Raw genomic sequence first — 17,204 nt, 5'->3', positions numbered from 1 at the left:
TCTTTTGCTTTATGAGAGAACACCCATGACCGCCGCCCATACCCGCATCCTCGAACTGCGCGCTGAACTGGATCAGCACAACTACCGCTACCACGTCCTCGACGAGCCGAGCATTCCGGACGCCGAGTACGACCGCCTGTTCCACGAGCTCAAGGCCCTGGAGGCCGAGCACCCGGAACTGGTGACGCGTGATTCGCCGACGCAGCGGGTCGGCAGTGCGGCGTTGTCGGCGTTCACCCAGGTCAAGCACGAGATCCCGATGCTCAGCCTGGGCAACGCCTTTGATGAAACCACCATGCTGGAGTTTGATCGCCGGGTCACCGAGGGCCTTGACCTGCCGGTGGGCGATCTGTTTGGCGCTGGCGCGGCGGTGGAATACAGCTGCGAGCCGAAGCTGGACGGCCTGGCGGTCAGCCTGCTGTACCAAGATGGCGAGTTGGTGCGCGGTGCTACCCGGGGTGATGGCACCACCGGCGAGGACATCAGCGTCAATGTGCGCACCGTGCGCAATATCCCTCTGAAACTGCACGGCACGGGCTGGCCGGCCACTCTGGAAGTACGCGGTGAAGTGTTCATGTCCAAGGCCGGTTTCGAGCGATTGAACGCCTCGCAACTGGAAGTGGGCGGCAAGACCTTCGCCAACCCGCGTAACGCCGCGGCGGGCAGCCTGCGCCAACTGGATTCGAAGATCACCGCCAGTCGCCCGCTGGAATTCTGCTGCTATGGCATCGGCCAAGTGACTGCGGATATCAGCGACACCCATATCGGCAACCTCAAGCAGTTGCAGAAGTGGGGCATGCCGATCAGCCACGAACTGAAGCTGGCCAAGGGTATCCAGGAATGCCTGGACTACTACCGCGACATCGGTGAGCGCCGCAATGCGCTGGGCTATGAAATCGACGGCGTGGTGTTCAAGGTCAACAGCATTGCCTACCAGCGTGAACTGGGCTTCCGTGCCCGCGAGCCGCGCTGGGCGATTGCGCACAAATTCCCGGCCATGGAAGAACTCACCGAACTGCTCGACGTGGAATTCCAGGTCGGCCGTACCGGTGCGGTGACGCCGGTGGCGCGCCTCAAACCGGTCAAGGTGGCCGGCGTGACCGTGTCCAATGCCACCCTGCACAACATGGACGAAGTGGCACGCCTGGGGCTGATGATCGGCGACACCGTGATCATCCGCCGCGCCGGTGATGTGATTCCGCAGGTGGTCTCGGTGGTCACCGAACGCCGCCCGGAAAACGCCCGCGCCGTGCAGATCCCGCAAAATTGCCCGGTGTGCGGTTCTCATGTGGAGCGCACGCAACTGGTCAAGCGCAGCAAGGGCAAGGAAACCGTCAGCGAAGGCGCGGTGTATCGTTGCGTCGGGCGCCTGGCCTGCGGTGCGCAGCTCAAGCAGGCGATCATTCATTTTGTCTCGCGCCGGGCCATGGACATCGATGGCCTGGGCGACAAGACCATCGAGCAACTGGTGGATGAAAAACTCATCGGCTCGCCGGCTGATCTCTACAAGCTCAAGTACGAACAGATCATCGACCTGGAAGGCTTTGCCGATATCTCCAGCAAGAAGCTGATCAGCGCCATCGAAAACAGCAAGACCCCAACCCTGGCACGCTTCATCTACGCCTTGGGCATTCCCGATGTGGGCGAGGAGACGGCCAAGGTCCTGGCGCGCTCGCTGGCGTCCCTGGAGCGTGTTCAAAAGGCATTGCCAGAGGTGCTGACGTACTTGCCGGATGTCGGGCTGGAAGTGGCCCATGAGATCCATAGCTTCTTTGAAGACGGCCACAACCAGCAGGTGATTGGCGCGCTGTTGTCGCCGGACGAATGCGGCCTGCAATTGCAGGAGCAGGGCGAGCTCAGCGCGGAATTCGCCGCCAGCACCACCTTGGGCGGTTTGCTCGACAAGCTGCACGTACCCTCGGTGGGGCCAGGCGCGGCGCAGAAGCTCGCGGACAAGTTCGGCTCGCTGGAAGGCGTCATCAAGGCTGACTGGCTCGATATGCGCCAGGCGCTGCCCGAGAAGCAAGCCAAGGCTGTACGGGAGTTTTTCGACAATGCCGACAACGCCAACCATGCCCTGGCTATCGAGCAACAGCTCAAGGACTTCGGTATGCATTGGCAGAGCGAGAAAAAGCTCGTCGAAGGTTTGCCTGAAGCCGGGCGCACCTGGGTACTCACCGGCTCCCTGGAGCTGATGAGCCGCGATGTGGCCAAGGACAAGCTCGAAAGCCTGGGGGCCAAGGTGGCCGGTTCTGTTTCGGCGAAAACCCACTGCGTGGTGGCCGGGCCGGGCGCCGGTTCGAAATTGGCCAAGGCCAATGAGCTGGGCCTGAAAGTACTGGACGAGGAGGCCTTCGTCGCCTTCCTGGCCAAGCACAACATCACCGTCTGATTGATCGTCCCCACGCTCCGCGTGGGAACGCATCCTGTGACGCTCCGCGTCACGGCCTTCTCTCAACACTGTAGGAGCGAGCTTGCTCGCAAAGATCCGGAGGGCGCCGCTGTGAACCAGGCAGCCCGCGTTATCGTTGACGATCTTCGCGAGCAAGCTCGCTCCTACAGGGAGCAGTTGAACGATCTCTCACCAGAAATGATCTAGTCTCTGTCACCCCAGGGAGAGATCGCCATGTTCCGCTACTTCGAGCAACTCAGCACGCGCATCGCCGCTCCGTTCATGGCCGAAACCTCGCGCAACAGCAAGGTGTGGCAATGCCGGTGTGGCCAGTCGCTGTTCTTTCGCAACAGCCAATGCCTAGCCTGCCAGGCGGCGTTGGGTTACCAGCCGCAGCAAAGCCGCCTGTCGTCCCTCCAACCTGGGCCGGTGGTCGGTACGTGGCTGGCCGACGACAATCTCGATGCCGGCGCTTTCCGGCGCTGCGCCAACCTCGACTCACCGGCCGCGTGCAACTGGCTGATACCTGCCCACAGCACCGCGCCGTTGTGCGTGGCCTGTAGCCTGAACCGCACCATCCCTGATTTATCGATTGCGGAAAACCCCGAACGCTGGCGCAAAGTCGAAACCGCCAAGCGCCGCTTGGTGGCGCAACTGATCAGCCTGGGCCTGCAAGTGGTGCCCAAGAGCGTTGACGAAGAGACTGGCCTGGCCTTCGACTTCATCGGAATCGACTTGGAAGGCAACGCGCCCACCACCGGCCACGCCAATGGGCTGATCACCCTGGACATCAAGGAAGCCGACGACGCCCACCGCGAAAAAGTCCGCGTACAGATGCGCGAGCCCTACCGCACCTTGCTCGGCCATTTCCGCCATGAAGTCGGTCATTACTACTGGGACCGCCTGATCGCCAACAGCCACTGGCTCACACCTTTTCGCAACCTGTTCGGCGACGAACGCGCCAGTTATGCCGAGGCACTCGACCAGCACTACCAGAACGGCCCGCGCTCGGACTGGCAACTCACCTGCGTGAGCGCCTACGCCACCATGCACCCCTGGGAAGACTGGGCCGAAACCTGGGCCCACTACCTGCACATGATGGACGCCGTGGACACAGCCCTGGGCTTTGGCATGAGCGCCCGCGAGATGGACCTGGATTACCAGCCATTCCCCCTGACCACGCTCTACGACCCCCAACACCCTGGCGGCCCGGCATTCCTGTCCTTCGTCAATGCCTGGATCGAACTGGCCGGCATGCTCAACGAACTGTCCCGCGCCATGGGCCAGCCGGATTTCTACCCCTTCGTGCTGCCGCCCGCGGTGATTGCCAAGCTGCACTTTATTCACCTGGTCATCCAGGAAGAAGGCGGCAGGGCCGATGGGGTTATGGCAAGTGCTTGAGCCTTCTCATTTTTTAATCCGGAACCAACGGTTGTAACTTCCGATGAGATGGGTACAATGGCGCGGCTTGCCGAGAGGCAGCGTCGTTATGGTGACCCCATCGGTCCCCCCGCAACGATTACCCGTGAACCTGGTCAGAGCCGGAAGGCAGCAGCCACAGCGGGAACATTGTGTGCCGGGGTGTGGCTGGTGGGGTTGCCTCCATAACGCTCCCTTCTGCAGTCCCTCCTAAAACCCACATTATTTTCAGCCAGTCATCTGTGATGCTTATTGCACAGTGCATGACGGTCATTTCGCATCTAGTGGCATACTCCCAAGCGTCTCTTCCCCCTGGCTACGAGGCTCTATGCACTCGGAACATTTCGACTTATCCAGCCCTGTTTTCTTGCCGATCACGGAGCACACCTGTGCGGGTTTGTTGGGCAGCAAGGGTTGCGATGCGCTTGTAGCCTTGAGTGAGCCGGAGTTGGCGGCGGTGCTGGTGATCCAGAACCTGGCGCAGGTGCCGGAAAGCGACCTGAGCGCCAGCGGTGCGGAAAAAGTGTTGGCCAAGCTGATTGACTGGGCAGTCGATGCCAGCCATTCGGCCAGTGTGTCCCTGCTCTCTGAAGCGCAGCGGCTGTTCGATCAGAGGAAGCTGTACTTCGGCCTCAATGTGGTCAAAAGCCTGAAACTGCGCTTTCTGCTGGAGGAGGAAGTACAGGCGCGGGACTATCTGTTGCCCAGTGGCAAATGGGACGTCGAGTATAAAGTCCGCCACCTCAAGGCCAATGACCCGTTCAGCCAGCAGGTGATCACGCCCAGGCACCGCGAGCGCTGGTTGAGCGCCGAGCAGGACAAGCTGCTCAGGACCTTCCGCGCCAACCTGAACGAAGACCTGCATGTGCAAGGTTACGCCGGCATTGGCAAGAGCCACCTGCTGGTGGCCTTGCTGGAGCACCTGCGCCCGGAAAAGACCTTGTTGCTGGCGCGTACCCCGGCAAAACTCGAAACCCTGCGTGCCCGCATGGTGGGAGCGCGGGAGCGTAAGGCCGGGCATACCTTCCAAGACTTCGCCCATGCTCTATTGCATGGCCCGAGGCCAAAGCCGCTGAATACGCCGGTGAGGGTGCCGACCAAGCAGGCGCTCGCTCAAGAACTGAATATCTTTGGTTTCCGCCGCCTGGAAGGGCAAGCGGTGGTGGAGGTGTGCCTCAAGGTGCTTGAGGCTTACTGCCGCTCCTGGGAGTACAGCCTGTCGGCCCAGCATTTGCCGCATTTCAAGCAACCGCTCGCCGGCGTCGATGCCAGGGTGCTGCTCGAATATGCCAGCCGGTTGTGGGGCTACCTTGAGGCGAACCCGGCCTGGGGCCGCCATACCGGGTTTGAAGCCTTGTTGATGATCAAGCGCGCCAGCCTGGCAGGCTGCGTGGTGCCCGAGCGCTATACCCACGTGCTCATCGATGAGAGCCAGGACATCCCGGCGCCGCTGCTGCAGATCATCGAGCGCGGCCGCCAGGTGCTGATCACCTTGGGGGATGAATATCAGCAGGCCAGCGGCGGCGTGGTCAAGCGCGCCCGTGAGGTTCGCCATACCGACGTGTGCTACTCCGTGCGTTCCGGGCGCAATGTCGAGCGCCTGGTCAACCCATTGATCAGCTTGCACTCGGAAAAAACCAAATCGCTTTTCGAAGGCGCCCGCGATGCCGACGTGGGTATTGAGTTTTACCCCCAGGGTTTTGTGCCCCCGCAAGGTTGCGTGGTGTTGACCGCATCCCCTTGGGACACCATGCAGTGGGCGATCCAACTGAGCCACGCCCGTTGTGCGTTCGGCCTGGCGAGCAAAGAGGCCCAGCAGTCGCTCAAGCACTTCATGGACACGGTCATCGCGTTGTTCAAACCCGATTTCTATAGCAATGAGTTCAATGACCTCGGCCCCCATCCGTTTTTCAGCGACATGGCCGATTGGCAGCAGGTGCGCGAAGCCTGCCAGTTCGATGAGGCGTTTGTGTGGGTCGAGGCCGAGCTGGAGAAAGGCTTCAACGTGGCGGATGTCACGCGGTTGAACCGGCTGAGCGGCCATCCGGACGAGCGCGTCCTGCTGATGCTGGCGCAGGACGCGGGCGGCATGGAGTTCGACCGAGTACTGCTCACCCCGGAACTGTTGACCAATGTGAAGTTCCAGGACGCCTACGCCTTCGATCAACGACTCTGCGCGGTGTATATCGCGATTTCACGGGCCAGGGTGCAGTTGTATCTGCCCTACGATGTGGTCGAGTGGCTCGACTACCACAAGTATCAAAAGACCCGTGAATCCCACGGTTACTGATGGATTTAATCCGGCTGTTTCACAACTTTTATAAAGCCCTCTGGACAACCCGCAGACCGCCTTGTTAGCTTGCGCCGGCCACTTGTTTCAGAGTATGACAAGGGCATGGATTTGATATTGAAGTGCTATCGCTTCTTTCACTCACAAGGATGTCTGTCATGAAAAGCCTGCAAGGGTTGCCTCGTCTTATCAGTGCTCCGGTAGGGACGCCCGGCAAAGCCCGCAACTTGCCCGCCGATGTTCAGTGCATCCAGTATTTATTCAATTTGATCATTCCCAAGATGGGCTTTGCCTTGCTCGAAAACGGCAAGTGCGACGGCCAGTTGGTGCAGTGCATCAGCCAGTACCAGTTTCGCCATCTCAAGTACGCCCATCCCGATGGCGTGATCGACCCCACCGGGCGCACGTTCAACAGTCTGATCGAAGAGGCGCTGAAGGTGCCGGTGCGGGCTTTTCCCACTACGCGCATTCCGACGTTTCTCAACATCTTCGGCAATAACAACGTCGATGCGGTGCAGGCCACGGTCAATGTGTACCTGGACCGTGTGCGTGCGGTGATCGAGGCTGAGCGGCGTAACCGGCAGTTGATGATGCAGTCCACCTGCGACGGCGGGACAACCTTGAGCGATACGGATTTCCAGAATGCCGCCAAGCTATTGGGCAACGGTATTTCGGTGAATGTGGTCAAGGCGTTCGCCACGGTGGAGTCGGGCGGGAAGGTGGGGTTTGGGCCGGCCAAGCTGCCGATCATCGCCTTTGAAGGGCACCACTTTCGCAAGTACACCAAGCACATCTACGACCAGTCGCAGCCGCTGCTGTCGTATGTCTACAAGAAAAAAGCCGGCCCGCAATGGCAGACGAACAACAAGGATCAGGTCAAGGCCTGGGAGACCATGGCCACGGCCTTTGCGCTGGACCAGGAAGCGGCCTTGATGTCAGCCTCCTGGGGCATGTTTCAGATCATGGGGTTCAATTTTGCGGCGTGCGGGTTCAAGACGGTGTTTGAGTTCGTGGCGTCATTGAAGATCAATGCCGGTAACCAACTCAAGGCCTATCTCAGCCTCTGCAGCCACAACTCGGCATTGTTGAGCGCGATGAAAAACAAGGACTTTACCGCCATGGCGCGTAACTATAACGGCGATGATTACGGCAACTATGACGTCCTGATGAAACAAGCCTACGAAGCCTTTGAAGGGAAGAAATAAGATGATTCGTTATCTGGCGATGGGAGTGTTGTCGTGGTGCGCCGTGGCGCCCGCGTTGGCCGGCTCGGCGGCGTTGCATTCAGGTCAATATGAAGGGCTGATGCTGGCGGTGACGCCTGGGCATCAGGTCGAGGGGTTCTATCAGGAATCGATGGGCGAGGGTGTGGCCCGTGGCTGCACGTTCTACCTCCAAGGCAAGCCAGAGGCGCTCACCACCTGGCGGGACGCTGCCTACCCAGGCAGTGTGGCCGCGGCACCCGACGGGGTGACCCTGACGGTGGAGCAGGGCCGCCAACACCCTGGCTGCATCAATGTGCTGATGCCGGAGATCGCCACCGGCCTGGAGCTGAGCCAGACCGCCAGCAAACAATGGATCGGTTTGGTGACGGTGTCTGCCGACAAGGCTTACCTGCTGAAAACGCCGGGCGCCAAAGCGGCAAAGCGGCCCTACATCGTCAAGCATGACGTGGTGGGCGTACTGGCGTTCAAGGACGGCTGGGCGCAGGTGGAATTCATCAACGCTGATGACCGTTCGTTCACAGGCTGGATCAGCCAGGCCCAGTACGCACGGTTGGCTGCCCCGAAGCCCTGAATTGTAGGAGCGAGCTTGCTCGCGAAAAACGTCAACGATAACGCGTGCTTTCTGAATAGACGCGGCGCCTGTGAGTTTTTCGCGAGCAAGCTCGCTCCTACATCAGGGTTATTAGGGCGAGTCAGCCGAAGGTCTCGCGCAGTAGCCCGGCAAACGCATCTCGCGCCAGGTGCCGCTGGGTGTCCGTGTGCCAGAACAGCAGGTTATCCACCGGAGCCAGCGCTTCAAAGCGATACGACGCCAACTGATTGGCCTGCTCATAGCGCGCCAGGATCCCCTCGGGTGCCAACGCCACGCCTATCCCCGCGCTGACGCATCCGATGATCGTGCCCCAACTGGCATAGCTGGCAATCGCTGGCTTGACGTCATGGGGCTTGAGCCAGTTTTCCAGGGCGGCGCGATAAGGGCAGCCCGGCGGCCATACCAGCAATGTACGGCCGGCCAAGTCCTCGGCGCTGTTGATAGGTGCGCTGCACGCGCTGGCGATCAGCACCAGGCGTTCGCTGTAGACCACGCTCTGTTCCAGCTTCGTGCGTTTGCCGCCGGCAGCCACCAGCGCCACATCCAGGCGGTGGTGCTGCAAGTCGTCCAGCAGTTGCGCCCAGGCACCGGTGACCAGTTCCAGGCTGACATCGGGATAACGCCGGTGGTATTCCGCCAGTAATGGCGGCAGGCGCCCGCTGGCACTGGATTCCACCGCGCCGATGCGCAAGGTGCCACGGGGAATGGCGTTGGCATCCACGGCGCGTTTGGATTCTTCCACCAAGGCCAGGATACGTTCGCAGTAATCCAGGAAGATCTCTCCCGCAGCGCTGATCGCCAGCCCTCGGCCAGCACGGATAAACAACGGCGTGCCCAACTCGCTTTCCAGCTGCTTGATGCGCGTGGTGATGTTGGACGGCACGCAGTGCAATTGCAGCGCAGCCTGGGACACGCTGCCGGTTTGCGCCACGGCTCGCACCATTTTCAGTTGGGCCAGTTCCATTGCTCAGTTCCAATGATTTCAGAAGTCAGAAACGCTTAATTGTCCTATGCCTGGCCTGGGCCAAGACTGGCAGCATTCCTTTTGCGTGGATGCTGTCGATGAATACTCCGTCACCTCTAAAGCTTACGCTAGTCATTGCCAGCGTCATCCTCTGTTGGGCGTATTCACCCATCGGCGTGCACATGGGGCTGCACAGTTACAGCCCCGGCCAATTGGCATTGCTGCGGTTTTTGATCGCCTCGGTGTTCATGGGCGGCGTGGCCTGGGTGGTGGGCATTAGACGGCCACCGTTGCGCGACGTGCCGTGGCTGCTGGTGCTGGGCTTTTTCGGGGTGTTCCTGCACCACACCAGTCTCAATTATGGTCAGCAATGGGTGACGGCGGCAGCGTCGAGTGTGTTGGCGCAGTCGGCGCCGCTGTTCAGTGTGTTGATCGCGTTTTTCTGCTTGAAGGAGCGGGTCAGCGCCTGGCGTTGGGGCTGCGTGCTGTTGGGGTTGGCTGGCGTACTGGTGGTGATCTGGGGCGACCAGGGCATGGGCGATCTCAACCCGCGAGGTTTGCTGATCTTGCTGGCGGCCTGCTCATGGAGTGTGTACTTCGCCATCCAGCGGCATCATGCCCAGCGCTACAGCCCGTTGACCATGGCGTGCTACATGGTGTGGTCCGGCACCCTGATGCTGTGCGTGCACCTGCCGGGCCTGCCCGCCGCCATCGTGCAGGCGCCGATGGCGGAAAATCTTGCCGTGCTGGTGCTGGGCATTTTCCCCAGCGCCTTGGCCTATCTGGCCTGGGGTTACGTGTTGAAGCACGTCGAGGTCAGTCGCGCGTCGGTGGCGATGTACCTGATTCCCCCGGTTGCCATGCTGATGGCCGCCACGCTGCTTGGCGAACACGTCACCCTGCAGGTGATGCTGGGCGCGGTGATCATGCTGGCCAGCGTCGCCGCTATCAGCCTGGAAAGGCGCTGGTGTTCAAGCGTGCCCACAGAGCGCCCGCAGACGCCCTCTAGGAGGCCTATTGAACAGGCTTCGTCAGATTAGACGAGCGTGCCGGATGCAATTTCCCCCTTGCTCCGCTAGCATTACCGGCTTCCGCTTCCCAGTTGCGACGGTTTTCGATGAGTTATCAGGTTCTTGCACGTAAATGGCGCCCGCGCTCGTTCCGCGAAATGGTCGGCCAGACCCATGTGCTCAAGGCTCTGATCAATGCCTTGGACAGCCAACGGCTGCACCACGCCTACCTGTTCACCGGTACACGCGGGGTGGGCAAGACCACGATTGCGCGCATCATCGCCAAGTGCCTGAATTGTGAAACCGGTATCACCTCGACGCCTTGTGGCACCTGTTCGGTGTGCCGTGAGATCGACGAGGGGCGTTTCGTCGACCTGATCGAGATCGACGCCGCGAGCCGCACCAAGGTCGAAGACACCCGCGAGCTGCTGGACAACGTGCAGTACGCGCCGAGCCGTGGCCGCTTCAAGGTCTACCTGATCGACGAAGTGCACATGCTGTCCAGCCACTCCTTCAACGCCTTGTTGAAAACCCTGGAAGAGCCGCCGCCCTACGTCAAGTTCATCCTGGCCACCACCGACCCGCAGAAACTTCCGGCAACGATTTTGTCGCGGTGCCTGCAGTTCTCCCTGAAAAACATGACCCCCGAGCGTGTGGTCGAGCATTTGACCCATGTGCTGGGCGTCGAGAACGTACCGTTCGAAGACGACGCACTGTGGTTGCTGGGCCGCGCCGCCGATGGTTCGATGCGCGATGCCATGAGCCTCACCGACCAGGCCATCGCCTTCGGTGAAGGCAAGGTCATGGCCGCCGACGTGCGCGCCATGCTCGGTACCCTGGACCACGGCCAGGTGTTCGACGTGCTGCACGCGCTGATCGAGGGTGACGCCAAAGCGTTGCTCGAAGCGGTGCGCCACCTGTCGGAGCAAGGCCCGGACTGGAACGGTGTGCTCTCCGAAATCCTCAACGTATTGCACCGCGTTGCCATCGCCCAGGCCCTGCCGGAAGGCGTGGACAACGGCCATGGCGACCGTGATCGCGTATTGGCCCTGGCCCAGGCTTTGCCGGCCGAAGACGTGCAGTTCTACTACCAGATGGGCCTGATCGGCCGCCGCGACCTGCCCCTGGCACCCGACCCGCGGGGTGGCTTTGAAATGGTGCTGCTGCGCATGCTGGCGTTCCGGCCAGCAGATTCGGCAGACGCGCCGAGACAGCCGCTAAAGCCAGTGGGGATCAGCCAGGCCACAGTTGATTCCGCCAAACCCGTGGCTGGCGCGGCCGTTGTTGCGCCAGTAGTTGCTGTGCCTGAGCCGGTTGCGCCGGCACCTGAGCCCGAACCTGCGCCGGTTGCCGTCGCACCGGTGGTCGAGCCCGAGCCGGTCATCGAGCCCGCGCCCGTGGTCGACCTGCCCTGGAATGACCCGGTCGAAGCGCAAGTAGAGCCCGAGCAACAGCCCGCAGTGGAGCCCGTGCTGGAAACCACCAGCGAGCAACCCGAGCTGACGCCGATGCCTGCGCCGACTCCGGACAGCGTGGTGCCGGATGCCCCTGAGTGGGTGTCGGCCCCGGTTCCTGAGCCGACGGTCGCCCAGGTTGATGCGGCCACCCCAGGCATTGACTTGGACGACGAACCGCCGCTGGACGAAGACTACATCGAGCCGGATATGGATTCGGCCTACAGCTACCTGGACGACTTGGCCAGCGAGCACACCGCCGAACCTGCGCCCGAGCCCGAGGCAGAACCTGCCGCGGCCCCGGCTACCGGCCTGGCCCTGCAATGGCTGGAATTGTTTCCGAAATTGCCGATCTCCGGCATGACCGGCAGTATCGCCGCCAACTGCACCTTGATTTCCATCGAAGGCGACCACTGGCTGCTGCACCTGGACCCGGCCCATAGCGCCTTGTTCAACGCCACCCAGCAGCGCCGGCTCAACGATGCGCTCAACCAGTACCATGGGCGCACACTGACCATCGCCATCGAACTGATCAAGCCCGAGCAGGAAACACCGGCCCAGGCAGCGACCCGTCGGCGCCTTAACCGCCAGCGCGAGGCCGAGGATTCGATCCACGCAGATCCGCTTATCCAACAAATGATGCAACAGTTCGGTGCGGTCGTCCGCCACGATACTATTGAACCTGTCGAAGCCCCGGTGTCCCAAGCGTCATGACACCGGGCTACTCATTGATCCACGTACTTTTGAGGTGATTCCCATGATGAAAGGTGGCATGGCCGGCCTGATGAAGCAGGCGCAGCAGATGCAGGAAAAAATGGCCAAGATGCAGGAAGAACTGGCCAACGCCGAAGTCACCGGTAAAGCCGGTGGCGATATGGTCAGCGTGGTGATGACCGGTCGTCACGACATCAAGCGTGTCAGCATCGACCCAAGCGTATTGCCGGGCGTGGGTGAAGATGACCTGGAAATGCTCGAAGCGCTGTTCGCCGCAGCCGTCAATGACGCTGTGCGCAAGATCGAAGCCAACAGCCAGGACAAAATGTCCGGCGTGACCGCTGGCATGCAACTGCCACCGGGCATGAAACTGCCGTTCTGACACACGCTTTTAGCTAGACTCAAATGCCAGGCATCGCGCCTGGCATTTTTTTGCGCGGCCGAAACATCGAACCCCAAGCCTTCATCGATGGTCTGCACCCTATACCGTTGAAACCCCTCACCGATAAAGGAGCCCCGCTGATGCCTCAAGAAATGACGCTCAACCAACGCATCGTTCTGGTCTCACGGCCTCAAGGCGCCCCCACGCCGGAAAACTTTCGCCTGGAACGTGTAAGCCTGCCGGACCTGGCAGACGGCCAGGTGCTGCTCAAGACCCTGTACCTGTCTTTGGACCCCTACATGCGTGGACGCATGAGTGACGCGCCGTCCTACGCAGCACCCGTGGAAATCGGCGAGGTGATGACCGGTGGCGCTGTCAGCCGTGTCGAGCAATCGCGTAACCCGAAATTCGAAGTGGGCGACCTGGTGGTCGGCGCCACTGGCTGGCAAAGCCACTGCATTTGCGAAGGCCATAACCTGATCCCGCTGCCCAAGGGCCTGCCGAGCCCGTCGATGGCCTTGGGCGTACTGGGTATGCCGGGCATGACGGCCTATATGGGCTTGATGGATATCGGCCAGCCCAAGGCCGGGGAAACCCTGGTGGTGGCAGCGGCGTCTGGCGCGGTGGGGTCGGTGGTGGGCCAGGTGGCCAAGCTCAAGGGCTTGCGCGTGGTGGGCATTGCCGGTGGCGCAGACAAGTGCCGCTATGTGGTGGATGAGTTGGGCTTTGACGCCTGTATCGACCACAAGCGCGAAGATTTCGCCCATGAGCTGGCCCTGGCCTGCTTCAAAGGTGTGGACATCTACTTCGAAAACGTCGGCGGTAAAGTCTTCGATGCCGTGCTGCCTTTGCTCAACCCCAAGGCGCGCGTGCCGCTGTGCGGGTTGATCGCCGGCTATAACGCCCATGAAGCGCCCAGCGGCCCTGACCGTTTGCCGGCGCTGCAACGCACCTTGCTGACCAAGCGGGTGCGCATCCAGGGCTTTATCGTGTTCGACGACTATGGCGACCGCCAGCCGGAGTTCCTCAGCGCCATGGCGCCTTGGGTGCGCGAGGGCAAGATCAAGTTCCGCGAGGACGTGGTCGATGGCCTGGAGCAGGCGCCCGAAGCCTTTATCGGCCTGCTCGAAGGGCGCAACTTCGGCAAGTTGGTGGTGCGCGTCGCGCAGGATTGAGTATTTGACGCTAATCCGGGGCGCGGGTATAAACCGCGTCTCGTTGTTTTGTCGGACCCTTCGCCCATGAGCTTCAGCCCCCTGATTCGCCAACTGATCGACGCCTTGCGCACTTTGCCCGGTGTCGGCCAGAAAACTGCCCAGCGCATGGCGCTGCAACTGCTGGAGCGTGATCGCAGCGGCGGCACTCGCCTTGCCCAGGCTCTGAGCCAGGCCATGGAAGGCGTGGGCCACTGCCGCCAGTGCCGCACCCTTACCGAAGAAGAACTCTGCCCACAATGCGCCGACCCGCGTCGCGACGACACGTTGCTGTGCGTGGTGGAAGGGCCGATGGATGTATACGCCGTTGAGCAGACCGGTTATCGCGGGCGTTACTTTGTGCTCAAGGGCCACCTGTCGCCGCTCGATGGCCTGGGGCCGGAAGCCATCGGTATTCCACAATTGGTGGCGCGGATCCAAGAGCAGGGCACCTTCACTGAAGTGATCCTGGCGACCAACCCGACGGTGGAAGGTGAAGCCACGGCGCACTACATCGCCCAACTGCTGACCAACAAAGGCTTGATCACTTCGCGGATCGCCCATGGCGTGCCGTTGGGAGGGGAGTTGGAGTTGGTGGATGGCGGTACCTTGGCGCACTCGTTCGCAGGCCGCAAACCCATCGCCCTCTAAAACCCACTGCAATCTGGGACTTCCTAACCCTGTAGGAGCGAGCTTGCTCGCGAAAAACCAATAGGCGCCGCGTTCACTCAGGAAGCACGCGTTATCGTTGACGTTTTTCGCGAGCAAGCTCGCTCCTACAGGGTTAGCGCAGACGCATGGCTTGATAACCAAGCAAGCGCTTGGTAAGTTCTCTCCATCCCGCCATGGAGCTTGCCGATGTCTGCCTATCAGGAATACTTCGATCCCAGCCACCAATTGGTCCGCGACAGCGTGCGCCGCTTCGTCGAGCGCGAGATGTTGCCCGGCATCGAGCAGTGGGAGGAAGCGGAGAGCTTTCCTCGCGAGCTCTATCTCAAGGCCGGTGCGGCGGGCATTCTGGGCATTGGCTACCCCGAAACCCTGGGTGGCAGCCACGAAGGCGATCTGTTCGCCAAGGTCGCCGCCAGCGAAGAACTGATGCGCTGCGGCTCTGGTGGCGTAGTGGCAGGGCTCGGCTCGCTGGATATCGGCCTGCCGCCCATCGTCAAATGGGCCCGGCCCGACGTGCGTGAGCGCATAGCGCCTCTGGTGCTGGCTGGCGAAAAGATCATCGCCCTGGCGGTCACCGAACCCAGCGGCGGCTCTGATGTGGCCAACTTGCAAACCCGTGCCGTACGTGAGGGCGAGCATTACCGCGTGAGCGGCGCCAAGACCTTTATCACCAGCGGCATTCGCGCGGACTTCTACACCGTGGCCGTGCGCACGGGCGGGCCAGGATTTAGCGGCATCAGCTTACTGCTGATCGAAAAAGACACCCCGGGTTTCACCGTCGGCCAGCCGCTGAAGAAGATGGGCTGGTGGGCGTCGGACACCGCCGAGTTGTTCTTCGACGATTGCCGCGTGCCGGTGGGCAACCTTATCGGCGTCGAGAACATGGGCTTTGCCTGCATCATGGGCAACTTCCAGAGCGAGCGTCTAGCCTTGGCCTTGATGGCCAACATGACCGCGCAACTGGCCCTGGAAGAAAGCCTCCAGTGGGCCGCCCAGCGTGAAGCATTCGGCAAACCCATCGGCAAATTCCAGGTGCTCAAGCATCGCCTGGCGGAAATGGCTACCGCCGTGGAAGTTTCCCGCGAGTTCACCTATCGCCAGGCCGCGAAGATGGCCGCCGGCAAGAGCGTGATCAAAGAGATTTCCATGGCCAAGAACCTGGCTACCGATACCGCTGATCGGGTGACGTATGACGCGGTGCAGATCCTGGGTGGGCAGGGGTATATGCGTGGCAGCCTGGTGGAGCGGCTGTATCGCGATAACCGGATTCTGTCGATTGGTGGCGGGACGCGTGAAGTGATGAATGAAATCATCAGTAAGCAGATGGGGCTTTGACGTTCAGGGCGTTCTTTCGGGCCTCATCGCGGGCAAGCCCGGCTCCCACAGGGGAATGCAGTCCTAGGTGGGAGCCGGGCTTGCCCGCGATGGCGGCAGTATTGACGACCCTTACCTTTCGGTCAGCCCAAACTGCGTCAGGCAAAACGTCGGAATCCCCATGTCTGCCAACCGCTGCGAGCCACCCAGCTCCGGCAAATCGATAATCGCCGCCGCTTCAAAGATCTTTGCCCCCATGCGCCGCACCAGGTTCGCCGCCGCAATCAGGGTGCCGCCGGTGGCGATCAGGTCATCGAACATCAACACAGAATCGCCTTCGCACAGGCTGTCGGCGTGCACTTCCAGGAAGGCTTCACCGTACTCGGTCTGGTAACCCTCGGCCAGCACGTCCGCCGGCAGCTTGCCTTGCTTGCGAAACAGGATCAGCGGCTTGTTGAGCTGGTAAGCGATGATCGAGCCGATCAGGAAGCCACGGGCATCCATCGCACCAATATGGGTGAAGTCGGCTTCGACATAGCGTTGGGCAAAGCTGTCGGCTACCAGGCGCAAGGCGCGGGGCGATTGGAACAGCGGCGTGATGTCACGGAAGATCACCCCAGGCTTGGGGAAGTCGATGACGGGGCGAATCAGGGATTTGATGTCGAACGAATCAAAGGTCATCGTCGAGGAGTCCAGAGCGGAAAACGGACTCGAAGTATACCTGCGGCCTCGCCGATTGGCGCGGCCGCAGTCTGGATCAGACCTCCAGGGAACCGCCAGCCAATGCACACAGCTGGATCGGGTCGAGGATATGCACCTCTTTACCTTCTGCGGCAATCAACTGGTTCTGCTGGAAACGGGTAAACACGCGGGACACGGTCTCCACTGCCAGGCCCAGGTAATTACCGATCTCATTGCGCGACATGCTCAGGCGGAACTGGTTGGCCGAGAACCCACGGGCACGGAAGCGCGCCGACAGGTTGACCAGGAACGTGGCGATGCGCTCGTCGGCGGTTTTCTTCGACAGCAGCAGCATCATTTGCTGGTCGTCACGAATCTCGCGACTCATCACGCGCATCAACTGGCGGCGCAATTGCGGTAGTTGCAGGGCCAACTCATCCAGACGCTCGAATGGAATTTCGCACACCGACGTCGTCTCCAGGGCCTGGGCCGACACCGGGTGAATCTCGGTGTCCATCCCCGACAGCCCGACCAACTCGCTGGGCAGGTGGAAACCGGTGATTTGTTCTTCGCCGCCATCGCTGAGGCTGAAGGTCTTCAATGCGCCCGAGCGTACTGCATAGACGGAATCAAACTTGTCGCCCTGGCGAAACAGAAACTCGCCTTTTTTCAGTGGGCGGCCGCGTTTGACGATGTCGTCCAGCGCATCCATGTCTTCCAGATTCAATGAAAGTGGCAGGCAGAGGGGGGCCAGGCTGCAATCCTTGCAATGGGCCTGGCTGTGAGCGCGCAGTTTGACTGGCTCGGACATTTCTTAAATCCTTGTGGGAAAACACACATAAGACGTAAGGGTAACGCACTGGGGGGCACGGAGGCCAGCCTGTACAAAAACCTGTCGCGA

The 17,204-nt window shown here is 61.2% G+C and carries 14 protein-coding genes, 1 other RNA gene and 1 pseudogene; 12 read left to right on the top strand and 4 right to left on the bottom strand.

Translation table 11 applies throughout. From position 1 onward, the window contains the following. Positions 1-25: 25 nt before the first annotated feature. Entirely contained in the window at positions 26-2,392 is a 2,367-nt protein-coding gene (gene ligA, locus V8689_RS20685) for an NAD-dependent DNA ligase LigA (protein ID WP_056786675.1), read from the top strand. Positions 2,393-2,458: 66 nt separating this feature from the next. Here ligA and V8689_RS20680 read toward each other — a convergent pair. Beyond that, a pseudogene (locus V8689_RS20680) lies at positions 2,459-2,578 on the bottom strand (outer membrane lipoprotein carrier protein LolA); the annotation flags it as partial. A 48-nt stretch (positions 2,579-2,626) separates the two neighbouring features. Here V8689_RS20680 and V8689_RS20675 point away from each other — a divergent pair. The 5 genes from V8689_RS20675 to V8689_RS20655 all read left to right on the top strand — a co-directional run bounded on the left by V8689_RS20675 (position 2,627) and on the right by V8689_RS20655 (position 7,898). After that, positions 2,627-3,793, top strand: a complete 1,167-nt coding sequence (locus tag V8689_RS20675) for a zinc-binding metallopeptidase family protein (RefSeq protein WP_056786672.1) — start codon at positions 2,627-2,629, stop codon at positions 3,791-3,793. 98 nt (positions 3,794-3,891) lie between these two features. Then, an RNA gene (gene ffs, locus V8689_RS20670) (signal recognition particle sRNA small type) lies at positions 3,892-3,988 on the top strand. 151 nt (positions 3,989-4,139) lie between these two features. Further along, positions 4,140-6,101: a hypothetical protein gene (locus V8689_RS20665; RefSeq protein WP_056786670.1), complete on the top strand. Its 1,962-nt coding sequence runs from the start codon at positions 4,140-4,142 to the stop codon at positions 6,099-6,101. Positions 6,102-6,259: 158 nt separating this feature from the next. Continuing rightward, on the top strand, positions 6,260-7,306 hold the full coding sequence (locus V8689_RS20660) for an N-acetylmuramidase family protein (RefSeq protein WP_047711554.1): 1,047 nt from the start codon (positions 6,260-6,262) through the stop codon (positions 7,304-7,306). Position 7,307: 1 nt separating this feature from the next. Then, entirely contained in the window at positions 7,308-7,898 is a 591-nt protein-coding gene (locus tag V8689_RS20655) for a hypothetical protein (RefSeq protein WP_056786667.1), read from the top strand. A 121-nt stretch (positions 7,899-8,019) separates the two neighbouring features. Here the strand turns inward: V8689_RS20655 and V8689_RS20650 are convergent, their stop codons facing one another. After that, on the bottom strand, positions 8,020-8,883 hold the full coding sequence (locus tag V8689_RS20650; protein WP_056786664.1) for a LysR family transcriptional regulator: 864 nt from the start codon (positions 8,881-8,883) through the stop codon (positions 8,020-8,022). A 98-nt stretch (positions 8,884-8,981) separates the two neighbouring features. Here V8689_RS20650 and V8689_RS20645 point away from each other — a divergent pair, with 98 nt between their 5' ends. The 6 genes from V8689_RS20645 (at position 8,982) to V8689_RS20620 (ending at position 15,643) form a co-directional block, all read left to right on the top strand. After that, positions 8,982-9,923, top strand: a complete 942-nt coding sequence (locus tag V8689_RS20645) for a DMT family transporter (protein WP_434520586.1) — start codon at positions 8,982-8,984, stop codon at positions 9,921-9,923. A gap of 77 nt (positions 9,924-10,000) precedes the next feature. Continuing rightward, positions 10,001-12,061: a DNA polymerase III subunit gamma/tau gene (dnaX, locus tag V8689_RS20640; protein WP_056786646.1), complete on the top strand. Its 2,061-nt coding sequence runs from the start codon at positions 10,001-10,003 to the stop codon at positions 12,059-12,061. Between the two features lie 43 nt (positions 12,062-12,104). Further along, complete coding sequence (locus V8689_RS20635; protein ID WP_003193199.1) at positions 12,105-12,443, top strand: YbaB/EbfC family nucleoid-associated protein; 339 nt, start codon at positions 12,105-12,107, stop codon at positions 12,441-12,443. A 140-nt stretch (positions 12,444-12,583) separates the two neighbouring features. Next, positions 12,584-13,618: an NADP-dependent oxidoreductase gene (locus tag V8689_RS20630; RefSeq protein WP_056786975.1), complete on the top strand. Its 1,035-nt coding sequence runs from the start codon at positions 12,584-12,586 to the stop codon at positions 13,616-13,618. A 66-nt stretch (positions 13,619-13,684) separates the two neighbouring features. Continuing rightward, positions 13,685-14,287, top strand: coding sequence for a recombination mediator RecR (recR, locus tag V8689_RS20625; protein WP_032895829.1), 603 nt, complete (start codon positions 13,685-13,687; stop codon positions 14,285-14,287). 207 nt (positions 14,288-14,494) lie between these two features. Then, positions 14,495-15,643 (top strand): acyl-CoA dehydrogenase family protein, encoded by a 1,149-nt coding sequence (locus V8689_RS20620; protein ID WP_056786643.1) that lies wholly within the window; start codon positions 14,495-14,497, stop codon positions 15,641-15,643. A gap of 111 nt (positions 15,644-15,754) precedes the next feature. Here the strand turns inward: V8689_RS20620 and V8689_RS20615 are convergent, their stop codons facing one another. Both V8689_RS20615 and fnr read right to left on the bottom strand, forming a co-directional pair. Then, positions 15,755-16,303, bottom strand: coding sequence for an adenine phosphoribosyltransferase (locus V8689_RS20615; RefSeq protein ID WP_003193191.1), 549 nt, complete (start codon positions 16,301-16,303; stop codon positions 15,755-15,757). A 76-nt stretch (positions 16,304-16,379) separates the two neighbouring features. After that, a complete protein-coding gene (gene fnr, locus V8689_RS20610; protein WP_005790290.1) occupies positions 16,380-17,114 on the bottom strand; it encodes a fumarate/nitrate reduction transcriptional regulator Fnr in 735 nt (244 codons plus the stop codon). Positions 17,115-17,204 lie beyond the last annotated feature (90 nt).

Source organism: Pseudomonas sp. AK181 (genome assembly GCF_051122975.1).
Lineage (GTDB): Bacteria > Pseudomonadota > Gammaproteobacteria > Pseudomonadales > Pseudomonadaceae > Aquipseudomonas > Aquipseudomonas lactis.
The sequence above is the reverse complement of the archived record's forward strand: the minus strand, read 5'-3'. Positions and strand labels throughout refer to the sequence as shown.